This is a genomic window from Yersinia aleksiciae (genome assembly GCF_001047675.1).
Classification (GTDB): domain Bacteria; phylum Pseudomonadota; class Gammaproteobacteria; order Enterobacterales; family Enterobacteriaceae; genus Yersinia; species Yersinia aleksiciae.
In genome coordinates this window covers 1,342,621-1,357,430 of the sequence record NZ_CP011975.1, presented here as the reverse complement: position 1 = coordinate 1,357,430, position 14,810 = coordinate 1,342,621, and the positions used below count along the sequence as shown (strand labels likewise).

Sequence of the window (14,810 nt, the reverse complement as noted above, 5' to 3'; positions counted from 1 at the left end):
TATAACGAACAGAATATTGGAGCGAAGGATGCGTGTTTTCGGGGTTAATAACAGCTCACAGTGGGGGGCAAACGTATGAAAGTCACGCTGCCTGATTTTCGTCGCGCTGGGGTATTAGTCGTTGGTGATGTCATGTTAGACCGCTACTGGTATGGGCCGACCAGCCGGATCTCACCGGAAGCACCGGTTCCTGTCGTCAAAGTTGATACTATCGAAGAACGCCCTGGTGGTGCTGCGAACGTCGCGATGAACATCGCCTCCCTTGGCGCAATCTCCCGCTTGGTGGGCTTGACCGGTATCGACGATGCCGCGCGCGCCCTGACCAGCAAGTTGAATGAAGTTCAGGTGCGCTGTGATTTTGTCTCGGTCCCCACTCACCCGACCATCACCAAATTACGGGTACTCTCCCGCAACCAGCAACTGATCCGTCTGGACTTTGAAGAGGGTTTTGACGGCATTGATCCGCAGCCTATCTTTGAGCGCATTCAACAGGCGTTGCCACAGATTGGCGCGCTGGTGCTGTCCGATTACGCCAAAGGCGCATTGAACAGCGTTCAGCCGATGATCCAATTGGCCCGCAAAGCGAAAGTTCCGGTGCTTATCGATCCTAAAGGCAGCGATTTTGAACGTTATCGCGGCGCAACACTGCTGACACCTAATTTATCTGAATTTGAAGCGGTGGTGGGTCACTGCAAAAACGAAGAAGAGTTGGTCAGCCGCGGCATGAAACTGGTGGCCGACTTTGAACTTTCCGCTCTGCTGGTGACGCGCTCTGAGCAAGGAATGACCTTGCTGCAACTGGGTAAACCGCCATTACATCTGCCGACACAAGCGCAGGAAGTGTTCGATGTGACCGGTGCCGGTGATACGGTGATTGGCGTGTTGGCGGCGGCACTGGCGGCTGGAAACACCCTCGAAGAGTCATGCTTCCTCGCGAATGCTGCTGCTGGCGTGGTGGTTGGCAAATTGGGGACCTCAACGGTTTCTCCCATTGAGCTGGAAAATGCTATTCGTGGCCGTGCTGAAACCGGTTTTGGTGTGATGGATGAGCAGCAACTGAAAAAAGCCGTGGCGCAGGCTCGCCAGCGTGGCGAAAAAGTGGTGATGACCAACGGCATTTTCGACATCCTCCATGCGGGTCATGTTTCGTATCTGGCCAATGCCCGTAAGCTGGGTGATCGCCTGATTGTTGCGGTGAACAGCGATGCCTCGACCAAACGATTGAAAGGTGAAAAACGCCCGGTTAACCCACTGGATCAGCGCATGATTGTATTAGGCGCGTTGGAAGCGGTGGACTGGGTGGTGCCGTTTGAAGAGGACACGCCGCAGCGCTTAATCGCTGATATTTTGCCGGATCTACTGGTGAAGGGCGGGGATTATAAGCCGGACGAAATTGCGGGCAGTGCCGAAGTCTGGGCCGCCGGTGGTGAAGTTAAAGTGCTGAATTTTGAGGATGGTGTTTCTACCACCAATATTATCCAATCCATCAAAAACGGTCGTGGTTAGGTTAGCGCTGATAATATTAGCTGCATAGGATATGGGTCGTGAGTGGACTAAAACAGGAGCTAAGTCTCGCACAGGGAGTCGGGTTGTTGTCCACTTCACTGCTGGGTACCGGTGTCTTTGCCGTGCCAGCACTGGCGGCCATGCTGGCGGGTGATAACAGCTTGTGGGCCTGGCCGATTTTGATTGTGCTGGTTTTCCCGATCGCCATCGCCTTTGCTGCTTTAGGCCGCCACTTCCCCAGCGCTGGCGGTGCTGCTCACTTCGTCACTATGGCTTTCGGGCCGAAGTTGGGTAAAGTCACTGGCTGGCTATTTCTGTCCGTCATTCCCGTAGGGCTTCCCGCCGCCTTACAAATTGCTGCCGGCTTCTGGCAGGCGGCCTTTGGTTGGCGTGATAGCGAACTGCTGATGGTGCAGTTGGTGACTTTACTGGTCATTTGGCTGCTTGGAACGCGCAGTGCGGGTTCCAGCGCCAATGTGCAAACCTTGATTGCGCTGCTGGTCATCGCGCTGGTGGTGGCTATTTGGTGGCAGGGGGATATTCGCCTATCACAGATACCTTGGCCATCGCCGCAAGATATTTCTCCACCTAATATGTTCAGTGCGCTTGCCGTGATGTTCTGGTGCTTTGTCGGGCTGGAGGCCTTCGCGCATCTGGCGACAGAATTTCGCCATCCCGAACGTGATTTCCCCCGAGCATTGATGGTTGGGCTATTGGTCGCAGGGGCGGTTTACTGGGGATGTACGGTCGCGGTGCTGCACTTCCATGCCTATGGCGAACAGCAGGCCGCGGCGGCCTCGCTACCTCAAATCGTGGTGCAACTGTTTGGCGAACATGCGCTGTGGATCGCGTGCATTATTGGCTATCTGGCCTGCTTTGCCAGCGTCAATATCTACACCCAGAGCTTTGCCCGCATGGTGTGGTCACAAGCTCAAGTGCGGCCACAAAGTCAGTTGGCGCAGCTTTCAGCTGGGCAAACCCCGGTTTATGCGCTGACAGCGGTGGTGGGCAGTTGCCTGGCATTTGCTCTGTTGATCTACTGGCTGTCACTACCATTGGATTTACTGATTGTTTATGCCAACGGTATTTTCGTGCTGATCTATTTGCTGTGCATGTTGGCGGGAATTCGCTTATTGAGCGGTCGCTCGCGGGTGATGTCGGTGATTGGCAGTATGCTCTGTTGCATATTGCTGGTGATGATTGGCTGGAAGAGTTTATACGCGCTACTGATGTTTGCTCTGCTATGGATATGGATGTCCCGAATGCCGAGAGCGGTCATCCCATCATAAAATTAGGGTGCTACATGAGCACCCTAATTATCAACGATAATGCTTAGCCTCTAATGATGTCATCCATCATTACTCGCCAGTCTGGTCATCGCTTTTTTTATCTTCAATTGCAGCGGGTGCGCTGTTGAATTTAGCTTCCAATTCACCCATGCGTTGTTCCAGTAGCGCCAGCTTCTCTCTGGTACGCAGTAGCACTTGAGTCTGCACGTCGAACTCTTCACGATTAACCAAATCCAGTCGGGTTAACTGCGATTGCAGCACCAGCCGAATTTTCTTTTCGACGTCGTCCCCGAATTCGCGAATACCTTTCGGCATAGACTCATGCACCTGGCGGGCGATTTGTTCAATTTTTTTCGGGTCAATCATGATATTTCCCTAATGAGATGTGTAGTGACTTACTCTAGTGTAATGCCAGATGACGATTGTATAAACCTCCGCATATCTACATTTTGGTAATTGCTCAGGCGAATCAATAGCGCTATAGTCATAAACTTATTCTCAGGGCGGGGTGTAAGTCCCCACCGGCGGTAAATTGTGTCGCGGCGTATCAACGTCGTGGAGCAAAAGCCCGCGAGCGCTCACCTTGTTTCTCTTCTCAAAGAAAACAGGGTAGAGGTCAGCAGATCCGGTGTAATTCCGGGGCCGACGGTTATAGTCCGGATGGGAGAGATTAACGGTATCTGCTGAGTTTATGCACGTTGTAGATTTCAAGATGTAGCCAACACACATGCAACTTGAAAGCTGTCGGGTATGACTCGCCTGCGTTATTTCGGCTATTTCTATATATGTAAAAATTTATAGATAAAAGAATGGCCAGTTACTCCTCAAGACCGCCCTGATTCTGGTAATCCATAATTTAATGAGGTTTTTTTTACCATGAATCAGACTCTTCTATCAGATTTTGGCACGCCTGTTGAGCGTGTAGAACGTGCTATTGACGCTCTGCGTCATGGCCGTGGCGTTATGGTGTTGGATGACGAAAACCGTGAAAACGAAGGCGATATTGTTTTTGCTGCTGAAGCAATGACAGTTGAGCAAATGGCACTGACCATTCGTCACGGTAGCGGCATTGTGTGTCTGTGTATCACAGACGATCACCGCCAGCAGCTTGAGTTACCGATGATGGTAACCAACAACACCAGCCAGTTCCAGACTGGGTTTACCGTAACTATCGAAGCAGCTGAAGGCGTCACCACTGGCGTATCTGCGGCAGATCGCTTGACCACTATCCGCGCGGCCATTGCGGATAACGCAAAACCTAGCGACCTTAATCGCCCTGGGCATGTATTCCCACTGCGCGGCCAGTCAGGCGGCGTCTTATCCCGCCGTGGTCACACCGAAGCCTCTATCGATTTGGCAATATTGGCAGGTTACAAACCCGCGGCGGTATTGTGTGAACTGACCAATGACGATGGCAGCATGGCACATGCGCCAGAAGTGATTGAGTTCGCCAAGTTGCACAATATGCCGGTTGTAACGATTGAAGATCTGGTTGCCTATCGTCTGTCTCACTAACAGAGAGCCAATATTGTTAAATATTGGCTGATAGTTCTGAGTGTTAAACGCCGGGTAGCCTCTAGTTTCCTGAATAGATCGCGGCCCGGTTTTTCCCCGTCACCCTAGCGTGTCATAGCGGCTCCTCCCCTCTGATTTTTCCGTTCAAAATTATTGAATATCTTCATCACTGTTATCCGGCTGTGTAATGAAAAAAAAGCGCGTAATCTGTTGTTTATGGTTTAAGCGCAGATGATTTTCAGCGCCACTCTTCTTCTTAACAGTAAGGATTTTCTATGAATACGCCTCGTATGCCTGCACTGTTTCTCGGCCACGGTAGCCCGATGAACGTGCTGGAAGAAAACAGTCACACTCAAGCATGGCGTACGTTAGGTGAGACATTGCCGCGTCCTAAGGCGATTCTGGCGATTTCCGCCCACTGGTATACCCGTGGGACTGCGGTAACGGCAATGGCGAAACCTCGCACTATCCATGATTTTGGCGGCTTCCCGCAGGCGCTGTTTGATACCGAATATCCAGCACCGGGCTCTCCAGAACTGGCCGCACAAATTCAAGCATTGCTGGCACCTATCGCCGTGCGGGCAGATACCAGTGAATGGGGGTTGGACCACGGCAGCTGGGGGGTGTTGATTAAAATGTATTCTGAGGCTGATATCCCGGTGGTGCAACTGAGTATTGATGGCACCCAACCAGCAGAGTATCACTATGAATTAGGCCGCAAATTATCGGTGCTGCGTGAGCAGGGCGTGATGATTGTCGCCAGCGGTAACGTGGTACACAACTTGCGTATGGTGAGATGGCAAGGGGATAGCAGTCCGTATCCATGGGCTGAATCCTTCAATCAGTTCGTGCGGGATAATCTGAGTTATCAGGGCGATAACCACCCATTGGTTAACTTTATGCAGCATGAAGGGGCGGCGTTGTCTAACCCATCACCTGAGCACTATCTACCACTGTTGTATGTGTTGGGGGGCTGGGATGGTAAAGCACCAATTTCGATTCCAACTGATGGGATTGAAATGGGGTCGTTGAGTATGCTGTCGGTAGTCATTGAATAGTTTGGTGTGATAAAAAAGAGAGGCTTGGACTCTGAGAGCCAGCGAGCCAAGGGTTGACCACTCCTACGGGCGCTCAGACGGCTTACGCCGTTATGACCCCAACAGAGTGTTTCCCCTTGGTTCAGCTTTATCAATAATTTTAAGGTGTTAGCCTTTCGACTTATTCTGCCGCAGCCTTAGCCCAAAATAATATGTGGGTAGAAACGCGACAGATCTTGGGTGATCAGTTCGCGATCTTCACGCAAACCAATACCACATGGTTGATCATTCACCAGCCAACTACCAATCAGCGTGTAGCTATCACCGAATTTAGGCAACGGATGGAATTGCTGAACAATCATGCCTTCTTCACCATATGGCCCATCAACCCGCGCCACTTCTTTACCATTTTCCACGATCTGAATATTGGCACCTTCCCGCGAGAATAGCGGCTTGGTGACATAGTGATCCATCGCAGGATGGTCATCTTCAGCAAAGTAAGCAGGCAACAGATTTGGGTGATCCGGGAACATCTCCCACAGCAATGGCAGCAAGGCTTTATTGGAGATAATGCTCTTCCAGGCGGGTTCCAGCCAGCGCACGCCAGCATCTTCCAGTTTGGTGGAGAACATTTCGCGGAACATAAATTCCCACGGATAGAGCTTGAACAAATTACTGATCACTTGGTTATCGAGGTCAGTAAATTGCCCTTTTTCCCCTAAGCCGATCTCTTCCATAAACATGAATTCAGTCGGTAGACCCGCTTCTAGTGCGCAATCTTGCAGATATTGCACCGTGCCACGATCTTCCTCACTGTCCTGACAGCAGGCCAGATGCAGCAAGCTAAAGCCATGGTTATCACGCAGATCGACAAAGCGCTCGATCAGCTTCTCTTGCATGCTGTTGTATTGGTCAGAATCCTGACTCAAATTGCCTGCATTGATCTGATCTTCCAACCATAACCATTGGAAAAAGGCGGCTTCATACAGTGAGGTTGGGGTATCCGCATTGTTTTCCAGCAGTTTTGCTGGATTGACGCCGTCATAGGCCAGATCAAGACGAGAGTAGAGTGAAGGCTGATGGGTTCGCCAAGAACTGCGGACAAAATCCCAGCAATGTTTTGGAATGCGGAATTTCGCCATCAGTTGATCGCTATTGACCACTTTCTCGACCACTTGCAGGCACATTTGATGTAACTCTGCAGTGGTCTCTTCCAGCTCTTCAATTTGCGCTAACGTGAATTCGTAATAAGCATCTTCACACCAGTACGGCTCGCCATACATGGTGTGGAAACGGAAACCGAATTCGGTGGCTTTTTCGCGCCAGTCGGGGCGTTCGCTAATCGCTAAACGTTTCATTAATCAGACCTTAGCCACCCATGCTGCGCGTGCTGGTTTTGGATGATGTCGCGGCGCTACGTTGCATAGTGGACTGCTTAGCTACAGACTCGCCAAAACCGCCACGGGTGATGGTATTGGTTACGGCTGGCTTCGGTGCCATTGCGGTGCGCGGTACTGTCATGGTGCGGCCAGTGGTGGCAGAACCAAAGTTTTTACCGGTGGCATCAACAAATTTGCCGTTAGCGGGGCTATTGGGTGCTTTAGAGGTGAATAGTGGCTGGCTTGCGCCGCCGCCCATCATCCGGCCCATCATATAACCGGCCATCAATGGCATCCACATACCGCCGCTCTGTTGCGGTGCGGCAGCGGCCGTCTGCTCAGTCGAGGATGAGGACGTTGGCACCATACCCGCTTGCGCAGGGGCTTGAGTACACTGAGTCTCACCAAATTCTGCTATGCAGTCTTCGCGGGTCGCATACTTCGGTGCTGTTTTAGCCGCTTCCTGCAAGGCAGTGTTGTAAGCGGTGGTACATTCAGCGCTCTTGGACGGATTCGCCTGAGAGCAATCATCAGCATTTTGGTACAAAGAGACGGTTTCGTCGGTTTTTTCGCAGCCGGCCAGCATAAATACAGCACTGACAGCTAAAGCTACGGGCGCAAGGCGATAACTGCGCCAGGATTTACGGAAAGTCTCTTGATTGATGTTTTGAGTCCGTTTCATCATTATTTGTCTCATTTCCGGGCGTTCAATGCCCTTTCCCAGTAAGAGCCCTAAGGATAGGGGAAACGTGTATAAAATTAAAGCGTGAGGGTCGGTCAGCGGCAGACTTTACAAAGCTATACGAACTGTTGCGAGTTGCTTCGCTTTTTTCATTAACGAAAAATGCTTGGTCCCTAAAAGGGAGAGGCTGGAAATAAGCCGGGCGCAGCCTGATGCTGCGCCCGGAGAGTCCGAACTTGGTAACGATTAATTACGGAATGGATTACCGTTACGTGCTGGTGTTGCGGTAGTCGGCTGACTTACTGGCGTAACACGCGGTGCTGCTTGGGTGTTAGTGCCATCAGCATAAGCATTCTGGTTAGTATTATCCGGCGCCAAAGCGGTCGCTGAGGTTGGGACTGGCTTATCCAGAACCCCGTTCAACTCCATCAGGTCATTCATGTTCAATGTACCCAGTGCTGACTGGATATTTAACTGATTGATCAGATAGTTATAACGTGCATCAGCAAGCTGTTGTTTGGACTGATACAAGTTAGTTGTTGCAGTCAACACGTCCAGAATCGTACGTGTACCGACCTGGTAGCCCGCTTCCATTGCATCCAATGAGCTTTGGTTAGAAATAACCACTTGCTCATAAGCCTTAATACTGCTGATGGAGGCGGAAATATTGTTGAATGAGGAGCGTACAGTTTGTACCACACTACGGTGGGCGCTCTCTAACTGCTCACTGGCTCCCACGAAATTGTACTGCGCTTGTTTCACCGCAGAATTGGTGGCCCCACCGCTATACAGTGGCAAGCTCAGTTGCACGCCAATTTGGTTCTGGCCTGCATCGTTATTTTTTTGCTGAGTAGTTGGCGTGCCGCCGCTGTAACGGGTATTGGTTACAGACGATGAGGCTGTTAAATCGATGGTTGGCATATAGCCGGTTTCCGCCGATTTAATTTGTTCACGGGCCAAATCCTGGCTCAAACGGGCAGAAAGCAGAGAAAGGTTACGTTTCTCAGCATCTTTCAACAGGTTAGCAACGGCCTCTGGACGTTTTGTCTTCAAGCGATCAACATTCAGTGAGGCCAATTCAGGGTAATAAACCCCAGTAATCTGACGCAGGTTTTCCAGCGCATTATCCAGATTATTACGTGCCGTCACTTCATCCGCTAATACGGTATCATAGCTGGCACGGGCGTTCTGGACATCGGTGATTGCCACTAAACCCACATTAAAACGTTGGGTGGTTTGATCTAATTGACGATAGACCGATTGTTTCTGCGCTTCGGTATAAGACAGGCTATCAATGGCTCTAAGCACGTTGAAATAAGCTGTTGCTGTGTTCAGGATCAATGCTTGTTCGTTAGTCTGGAACGTTACATCCTGAATACCCGCCGCTTTTTCCTGCAAGGTCAGCGCACGCCATTTAGACATATCAAAAATGGTTTGAGTGAGTTGCAGAGAACCTGAAGTGGCGTTGCTATCCGGGTTATCCGATGCATCGCGAAAACCATTGGTATGGCTGTAACCCGCACCCAAACCGAGTTGTGGTAACAGTGGGCTGCGAGCTTCATTAATTTTTTCATATGCAGCATCACGGTCAGCAGCCGATTTGCGTAAATCCGGGTTACTATCCCTGGCTTGCTTATAAACTTGCAGCAAGTTCTCTGCCTGGCTCATGGTACTGAAACCAGCCAGACTCAGCCCGATAAGAAGGGGGAGCAGTTTCTTCATTTGCAGTCCTTGTTGTGCAGCAGTTATGCAGCAATATTACTATGGTAGCTGTCGATAGACGAATTGTTGCCGATTCTATCAGAGTCTGCCAATGGAATAAGGTGGCTGATTGTGCCATCTCGCCTTAATTTACTTAAATCTATCACAAAGCTAAATGTGTGTTCAGACAACTAATCTGTATCGAGCCATCTTTGTCAAATAATCTTTATCAAACTGTCTTTTTAAACCGCTAATCTCAGTAAGGAAATAAGTCTATGTCATCAGCACAACCCTCACCGGTGACCTTCGACAAGAGCGATGTGGAAATTATTGCACGTGAAACCCTGTACAGTGGTTTTTTTTCATTGAATTTATACCGTTTTCGCCACCGCCTGTTTAATGGTGAGATGAGTGGCGAAGTTAAACGTGAAATTTTTGAGCGCGGTCATGCTGCCGTGTTATTGCCTTATGATCCGGTGCGCGATGAAGTGGTGCTGGTGGAGCAATTACGGATTGCGGCCATTGACAGTAGCCCATCGCCTTGGTTATTAGAGATGGTCGCCGGCATGATTGAAGAGGGCGAAACCGTCGAGGAAGTGGCGCGTCGCGAAGCTGAGGAAGAGGCGGGAATTCACATTGGTCGCTGTAAACCGGTGCTCAGTTATTTAGCCAGCCCAGGCGGCACCAGTGAGCGTTTGTCGATTATGGTCGGTGAAGTTGATGCGACGACGGCGAGCGGTATCCATGGATTAGCCGACGAAAATGAAGATATCCGGGTGCATGTTGTCAGCCGTGAACAGGCTTGTCGTTGGGTTGAAGAAGGTGCTATTGATAACGCAGCCTCAATCATTGCATTACAATGGCTGGCGTTGCACCACTTATCGCTGAGAGCAGAATGGCAGTCGTAAAGAGAAAGCGAGCATAATAATGATAAAACGCTATACACCTGATTTCCCTGAAATGATGCGGCTATGCGAAACCAACTTCGCACAATTGCGTCGTTTGATTCCACGGGTCGATGAAGTGGGCGAAAATATCGCTTATCAGGTTAATAGTGTCAGTTATCGGCTGACAATTATTGAATCAACCCGCTACACTTCGGTGGTAGAGATTGTGCAAACTGAGCCTGCTGTTAGCCAATGGGGCCTGCCATCAATGGTGGTCAGGCTTTATCATGATGCGCAGGTCGCGGAAGTGTGTGCCAGTCAGCAGATCTCCCGCTTCAAAGCAAGTTATGATTATCCGAATAAAAAGTTGCATCAGCGAGACGAAAAGCATCAAATTAACCAGTTTCTTGCCGACTGGTTGCGCTACTGTTTAGCGCATGGAGCGGTGGCAGTTCCGGTTTGTTAGACAGACTTACAGCCTTGCCCACCGAGGGTGAAAATCGGGTTGGGAAGGGCGCAAAAACAAGGACACCATTTGGAAAGCCTGTTTAAACTGCCTATGGCGAGTGGGGCCAAGGTCAGAATTTTACAAATAACAGATACCCACCTCTTCGCCGGTGAACATGAGACCTTGCTGGGTGTCAATACTTCCCACAGTTATCGCGCTGTGTTGGATGCGATTATTGCTGAGCAGCACCCCTTTGATCTTATTGTTGCCACGGGTGATTTGGCTCAAGACCACTCTGTTGCTGCCTATCAAAACTTTGCGAAGGGCATCGCCCGTTTGCCTGCGCCTTGCTTATGGCTGCCCGGTAACCATGATTTTCAACCGGCGATGGTTGATGCACTGGCTGATGCAGGTATTGCACCTTCCAAGCAAGTTCTGGTGGGGGATAACTGGCAAATTCTCTTATTGGATAGCCAAGTCTTTGGCGTTCCTTATGGTGAACTGAGTGACTATCAGTTGGCGTGGATGGAGCGCTGCCTGGTGGCACATCCAGAGCGCTATACACTGATTTTATTGCACCATCACCCGATGCCATCGGGCTGTACCTGGCTTGATCAGCACAGTTTGCGTAATGCGCATATGTTGGCGGCGATTCTTATTCGCTATCCGCGAGTGACCACCTTATTATGCGGCCATATCCATCAGGATTTGGATCTCGATTGGTATGGTAAGCGCCTGCTAGCCAGCCCTTCGACCTGTGTGCAGTTCAAACCGCACTGTACTAATTTCACCCTTGATACTGTGGCCCCGGGATGGCGCTACCTCGATTTACTGCCTAACGGAATACTCGAGACTGAGGTTCGTCGGTTAGCCAGTGATGAGTTCTGCCCGGACATGGACGCGGACGGTTATTGATGAGCACGCTTCTATATATTCATGGCTTTAATAGCTCCCCCAGTTCGGCGAAAGCAACGACCTTTAAAAGCTGGTTGCAGCAATACCATCCCCATATTGAAATGCTAACACCACAACTGCCCCCCTATCCGGCGGAAGCCGCAGAGATGCTAGAAAGCATTGTGATGGATAAAGCTGGGCAGCCTATTGGTATCGTTGGGTCTTCCCTTGGCGGCTATTTTGCGACCTGGCTCTCCCAGCGTTTTAGCATTCCTGCCGTGGTGGTTAACCCCGCAGTGCGGCCATTTGAGCTGCTCAGTGATTACTTGGGTGAAAATGAGAACCCCTACACTGGGCAACAATATGTGTTAGAGTCTCGGCATATTTATGACCTTAAGGCCATGCAGATCGAAACGTTGGAATCGCCAGATTTGCTCTGGTTATTGCAACAAACCGGGGACGAAATCCTCGATTACCGTCAGGCGGTGGCCTATTACACTCCTTGTCGGCAAACAGTAGAATCCGGTGGGAATCATGCCTTTATTGGTTTTGATCACTTTTTCTCCCCGATTGTCACGTTTTTAGGGCTAGCGACTGCCTAAAGCCTTTCATCCATTAGCCGAATATTAATCAAACCATGACTGAATCCAGCTATAACGCTGATGCCATTGAAGTACTCAGCGGTTTAGAACCAGTGCGTCGTCGTCCGGGAATGTACACGGATACCACGCGGCCAAACCACCTTGGTCAAGAGGTGATTGATAACAGCGTCGATGAAGCGCTGGCGGGTCATGCCCGTCGCATTGATGTTATTCTGCACGCTGACCAATCATTGGAAGTTATTGATGATGGCCGTGGGATGCCCGTCGATATCCATCCTGAAGAGGGTGTCCCTGCTGTTGAGCTGATTTTGTGTCGTTTACATGCGGGCGGTAAATTCTCCAATAAAAACTATCAGTTCTCTGGTGGTTTGCATGGTGTAGGTATTTCCGTTGTGAATGCCTTATCCAAGCGAGTGGAAGTGACTGTGCGCCGTGATGGGCAAATCTACAGCATCGCCTTCGAAAATGGCGACAAAGTGCAGGATTTGCAGGTCATCGGTACCTGCGGTAAACGCAATACCGGTACTAGCGTGCATTTCTGGCCGGATGTCTCATTCTTCGATAGCCCCCGTTTCTCGGTTTCTCGCCTATCCCATTTGCTGAAAGCAAAAGCCGTGTTGTGCCCCGGTGTGGAGATCGTCTTTAAAGATCTGGTGAATAATACTGAGCAGCGCTGGTGCTACGCTGATGGTTTGACTGACTATCTGATGGAAGCGGTTGATGGCCTGATTACCCTGCCAGAAGCGGCGTTTGTTGGCTCTTTTGCTGGCGATACCGAAGCGATTGATTGGGCGCTGTTGTGGCTACCAGAAGGCGGCGAACTGCTGACCGAAAGCTATGTCAACCTGATACCAACAATGCAAGGCGGTACTCACGTCAATGGGTTGCGTCAGGGTTTGCTCGATGCCATGCGTGATTTCTGCGAATACCGCAATATTCTGCCGCGCGGCGTCAAACTCTCGGCAGACGACATCTGGGAACGCTGCGCTTACGTGTTGTCAGTGAAAATGCAGGACCCACAATTTGCTGGTCAGACGAAAGAGCGACTCTCCTCACGTCAGTGTGCAGCCTTTGTGTCCGGCGTCGTCAAAGATGCGTTCAGTTTGTGGCTGAATCAAAACGTGCAGGCGGCAGAACAGCTGGCTGAACTGGCGATCTCCAGCGCTCAGCGCCGTATGCGCGCGGCGAAAAAAGTGGTGCGCAAGAAACTCACCAGCGGCCCGGCCTTACCCGGCAAGCTGGCAGACTGTACTTCGCAGGACTTGAGCATGACCGAGCTGTTTTTGGTGGAAGGGGATTCCGCAGGCGGCTCAGCCAAACAGGCCCGTGATCGTGAGTATCAGGCAATTATGCCGCTAAAAGGCAAGATCCTGAATACTTGGGAAGTGTCGTCGGATGAAGTGCTGGCTTCGCAGGAAGTGCACGATATCTCAGTGGCGATCGGTATTGATCCCGACAGCGAAGACTTGAGCCAACTCCGTTACGGTAAAATTTGTATCCTCGCGGATGCGGACTCCGATGGTTTGCATATCGCCACCTTGCTTTGTGCGCTGTTTGTACGCCACTTCCGGGCATTGGTGCGCAATGGCCACGTTTATGTGGCGATGCCGCCGCTCTATCGCATCGATTTGGGTAAAGAAGTGTTCTACGCATTGGATGAAGAAGAGAAAGCCGGTGTACTGGAACAACTAAAACGTAAACGGGGCAAACCTAACGTTCAGCGTTTCAAAGGCTTGGGTGAAATGAACCCGTTGCAGTTACGTGAAACCACCCTCGATCCCAATACCCGTCGTTTGGTCCAATTGACCATTGGCGATGATGATATTGATAAGACGATGGCAATGATGGATATGTTGCTGGCGAAGAAGCGTTCCGAAGATCGCCGCAATTGGCTGCAAGAGAAAGGGGATACCGCTGAAATCGAGGTATGATCGATGAAAGTGACGTTAGAAGAGTTGCAGGCGTTTACCTCGGTAGTCGACTGCGGCTCGATTACGGCAGCCGCAGAGCAGCGTAGCCAAACCACCTCCGGTATCAGTCGGGCCTTGAGTCGGCTGGAGAAAAAGCTGGCGACTACGCTACTGCGCCGCACCACTCGGCGGCTGGAACTGACCGAAGAGGGCGAGCTGTTTCTTAGTCATGCGCGGCAAATTATCGGCGCGGTCGATGATGCTGAAGAGCAGATTGCCCTGCGGCGGTTGAAACCGGCGGGGCGGTTACGGGTGAATGCGGCAGCCCCTTTTATGCAGCATGTCATTGTGCCAATGATCACCGATTTCCGGGCGCTCTATCCGCAAATTATCCTCGAACTGAATACCGACGATCTTAATATCGACTTACTTGAACAGCGCACTGATATTGCGATCCGCATCGGCGCGCTGCGCGACTCTACGATCCATGCGCGTTTATTGGGTGCCAGCCGAGTGCGCATCCTTGCCAGCCCAGATTATCTTCAGCGCCACGGCACCCCACAGAGCATTGATGAGTTGGCAAATCACAGTCTGCTGGGCTTTACTCAGCCAGAATCTCTGAATCAGTGGTCATTGCCCCATTTGCCCGCAGGGCGTGGATCAATCATTCCCAATTTGGCCGCATCCAGTGGCGAAACCTTGCGTTTACTGGCCTTACAGGGCGAAGGGATCGTGGAATTATCTGATTTCATGACCCGAGAGGATCAACTGGCGGGGCGTTTAGTTGAGGTAATGGCCGACCAAATTCTGGAAACCTGGCAGCCGATCAACGCCGTTTATTACCGCAATACGCAACTTGCCGCGCGGATAACCTGTTTTCTGGATTACGTCAGTGAGCAGATTAAGTTGCGGGGGAGTCGTTGGTTGCGGGATCCTCTTCGTCCTTGACGCCGCCGCGTT

At 50.9% G+C, this 14,810-nt stretch carries 14 protein-coding genes and 1 riboswitch; of the genes, 10 read left to right on the top strand and 4 right to left on the bottom strand.

Annotated features, from left to right (window positions below):
• Window positions 1–75: 75 nt before the first annotated feature.
• The gene (gene hldE / locus ACZ76_RS06260) at window positions 76–1,506 is read left to right on the top strand and encodes a bifunctional D-glycero-beta-D-manno-heptose-7-phosphate kinase/D-glycero-beta-D-manno-heptose 1-phosphate adenylyltransferase HldE (protein WP_048617797.1); all 1,431 of its coding nucleotides are present in this window, start codon (window positions 76–78) and stop codon (window positions 1,504–1,506) included.
• A gap of 38 nt (window positions 1,507–1,544) precedes the next feature.
• Window positions 1,545–2,795, top strand: coding sequence for an L-methionine/branched-chain amino acid transporter (yjeH, locus tag ACZ76_RS06255; protein ID WP_071840480.1), 1,251 nt, complete (start codon window positions 1,545–1,547; stop codon window positions 2,793–2,795).
• Between the two features lie 69 nt (window positions 2,796–2,864).
• Here the strand turns inward: yjeH and ubiK are convergent, their stop codons facing one another.
• Window positions 2,865–3,161: a ubiquinone biosynthesis accessory factor UbiK gene (gene ubiK / locus ACZ76_RS06250; protein WP_048617795.1), complete on the bottom strand. Its 297-nt coding sequence runs from the start codon at window positions 3,159–3,161 to the stop codon at window positions 2,865–2,867.
• Between the two features lie 124 nt (window positions 3,162–3,285).
• Window positions 3,286–3,471: riboswitch (FMN riboswitch) on the top strand.
• A 200-nt stretch (window positions 3,472–3,671) separates the two neighbouring features.
• Here ubiK and ribB point away from each other — a divergent pair.
• Together ribB and ygiD are read left to right on the top strand one after the other, a co-directional pair.
• Entirely contained in the window at window positions 3,672–4,310 is a 639-nt protein-coding gene (gene ribB, locus ACZ76_RS06245) for a 3,4-dihydroxy-2-butanone-4-phosphate synthase (protein WP_048617793.1), read from the top strand.
• Between the two features lie 275 nt (window positions 4,311–4,585).
• A complete protein-coding gene (gene ygiD, locus ACZ76_RS06240; protein ID WP_048617791.1) occupies window positions 4,586–5,368 on the top strand; it encodes a 4,5-DOPA-extradiol-dioxygenase in 783 nt (260 codons plus the stop codon).
• 176 nt (window positions 5,369–5,544) lie between these two features.
• Here the strand turns inward: ygiD and ACZ76_RS06235 are convergent, their stop codons facing one another.
• The 3 genes from ACZ76_RS06235 to tolC all read right to left on the bottom strand — a co-directional run bounded on the left by ACZ76_RS06235 (window position 5,545) and on the right by tolC (window position 9,130).
• A complete protein-coding gene (locus ACZ76_RS06235) occupies window positions 5,545–6,705 on the bottom strand; it encodes a glutathionylspermidine synthase family protein (protein ID WP_048617790.1) in 1,161 nt (386 codons plus the stop codon).
• Between the two features lie 10 nt (window positions 6,706–6,715).
• Window positions 6,716–7,408, bottom strand: a complete 693-nt coding sequence (locus tag ACZ76_RS06230; protein WP_048620210.1) for a DUF1190 family protein — start codon at window positions 7,406–7,408, stop codon at window positions 6,716–6,718.
• 246 nt (window positions 7,409–7,654) lie between these two features.
• Window positions 7,655–9,130 carry an outer membrane channel protein TolC gene (gene tolC, locus ACZ76_RS06225; RefSeq protein ID WP_048617788.1) on the bottom strand — a complete coding sequence of 492 codons (1,476 nt, stop codon included), beginning with the start codon at window positions 9,128–9,130 and terminating at the stop codon, window positions 7,655–7,657.
• 254 nt (window positions 9,131–9,384) lie between these two features.
• Here tolC and nudF point away from each other — a divergent pair, with 254 nt between their 5' ends.
• The 6 genes from nudF to ACZ76_RS06195 all read left to right on the top strand — a co-directional run bounded on the left by nudF (window position 9,385) and on the right by ACZ76_RS06195 (window position 14,798).
• Window positions 9,385–10,017: an ADP-ribose diphosphatase gene (gene nudF, locus ACZ76_RS06220; protein ID WP_048617786.1), complete on the top strand. Its 633-nt coding sequence runs from the start codon at window positions 9,385–9,387 to the stop codon at window positions 10,015–10,017.
• A gap of 19 nt (window positions 10,018–10,036) precedes the next feature.
• On the top strand, window positions 10,037–10,462 hold the full coding sequence (locus tag ACZ76_RS06215) for a DUF1249 family protein (RefSeq protein ID WP_048617784.1): 426 nt from the start codon (window positions 10,037–10,039) through the stop codon (window positions 10,460–10,462).
• Between the two features lie 69 nt (window positions 10,463–10,531).
• On the top strand, window positions 10,532–11,359 hold the full coding sequence (gene cpdA, locus ACZ76_RS06210; RefSeq protein ID WP_048617782.1) for a 3',5'-cyclic-AMP phosphodiesterase: 828 nt from the start codon (window positions 10,532–10,534) through the stop codon (window positions 11,357–11,359).
• Window positions 11,359–11,940, top strand: coding sequence for an esterase YqiA (gene yqiA / locus ACZ76_RS06205; protein ID WP_048617780.1), 582 nt, complete (start codon window positions 11,359–11,361; stop codon window positions 11,938–11,940). Before cpdA ends, yqiA begins: the two co-directional genes overlap by 1 nt.
• Before the next feature lie 35 nt (window positions 11,941–11,975).
• A complete protein-coding gene (gene parE / locus ACZ76_RS06200; RefSeq protein ID WP_048617778.1) occupies window positions 11,976–13,871 on the top strand; it encodes a DNA topoisomerase IV subunit B in 1,896 nt (631 codons plus the stop codon).
• A 3-nt stretch (window positions 13,872–13,874) separates the two neighbouring features.
• Entirely contained in the window at window positions 13,875–14,798 is a 924-nt protein-coding gene (locus ACZ76_RS06195; protein ID WP_048617776.1) for a LysR family transcriptional regulator, read from the top strand.
• The last annotated feature ends 12 nt before the right edge of the window (window positions 14,799–14,810 follow it).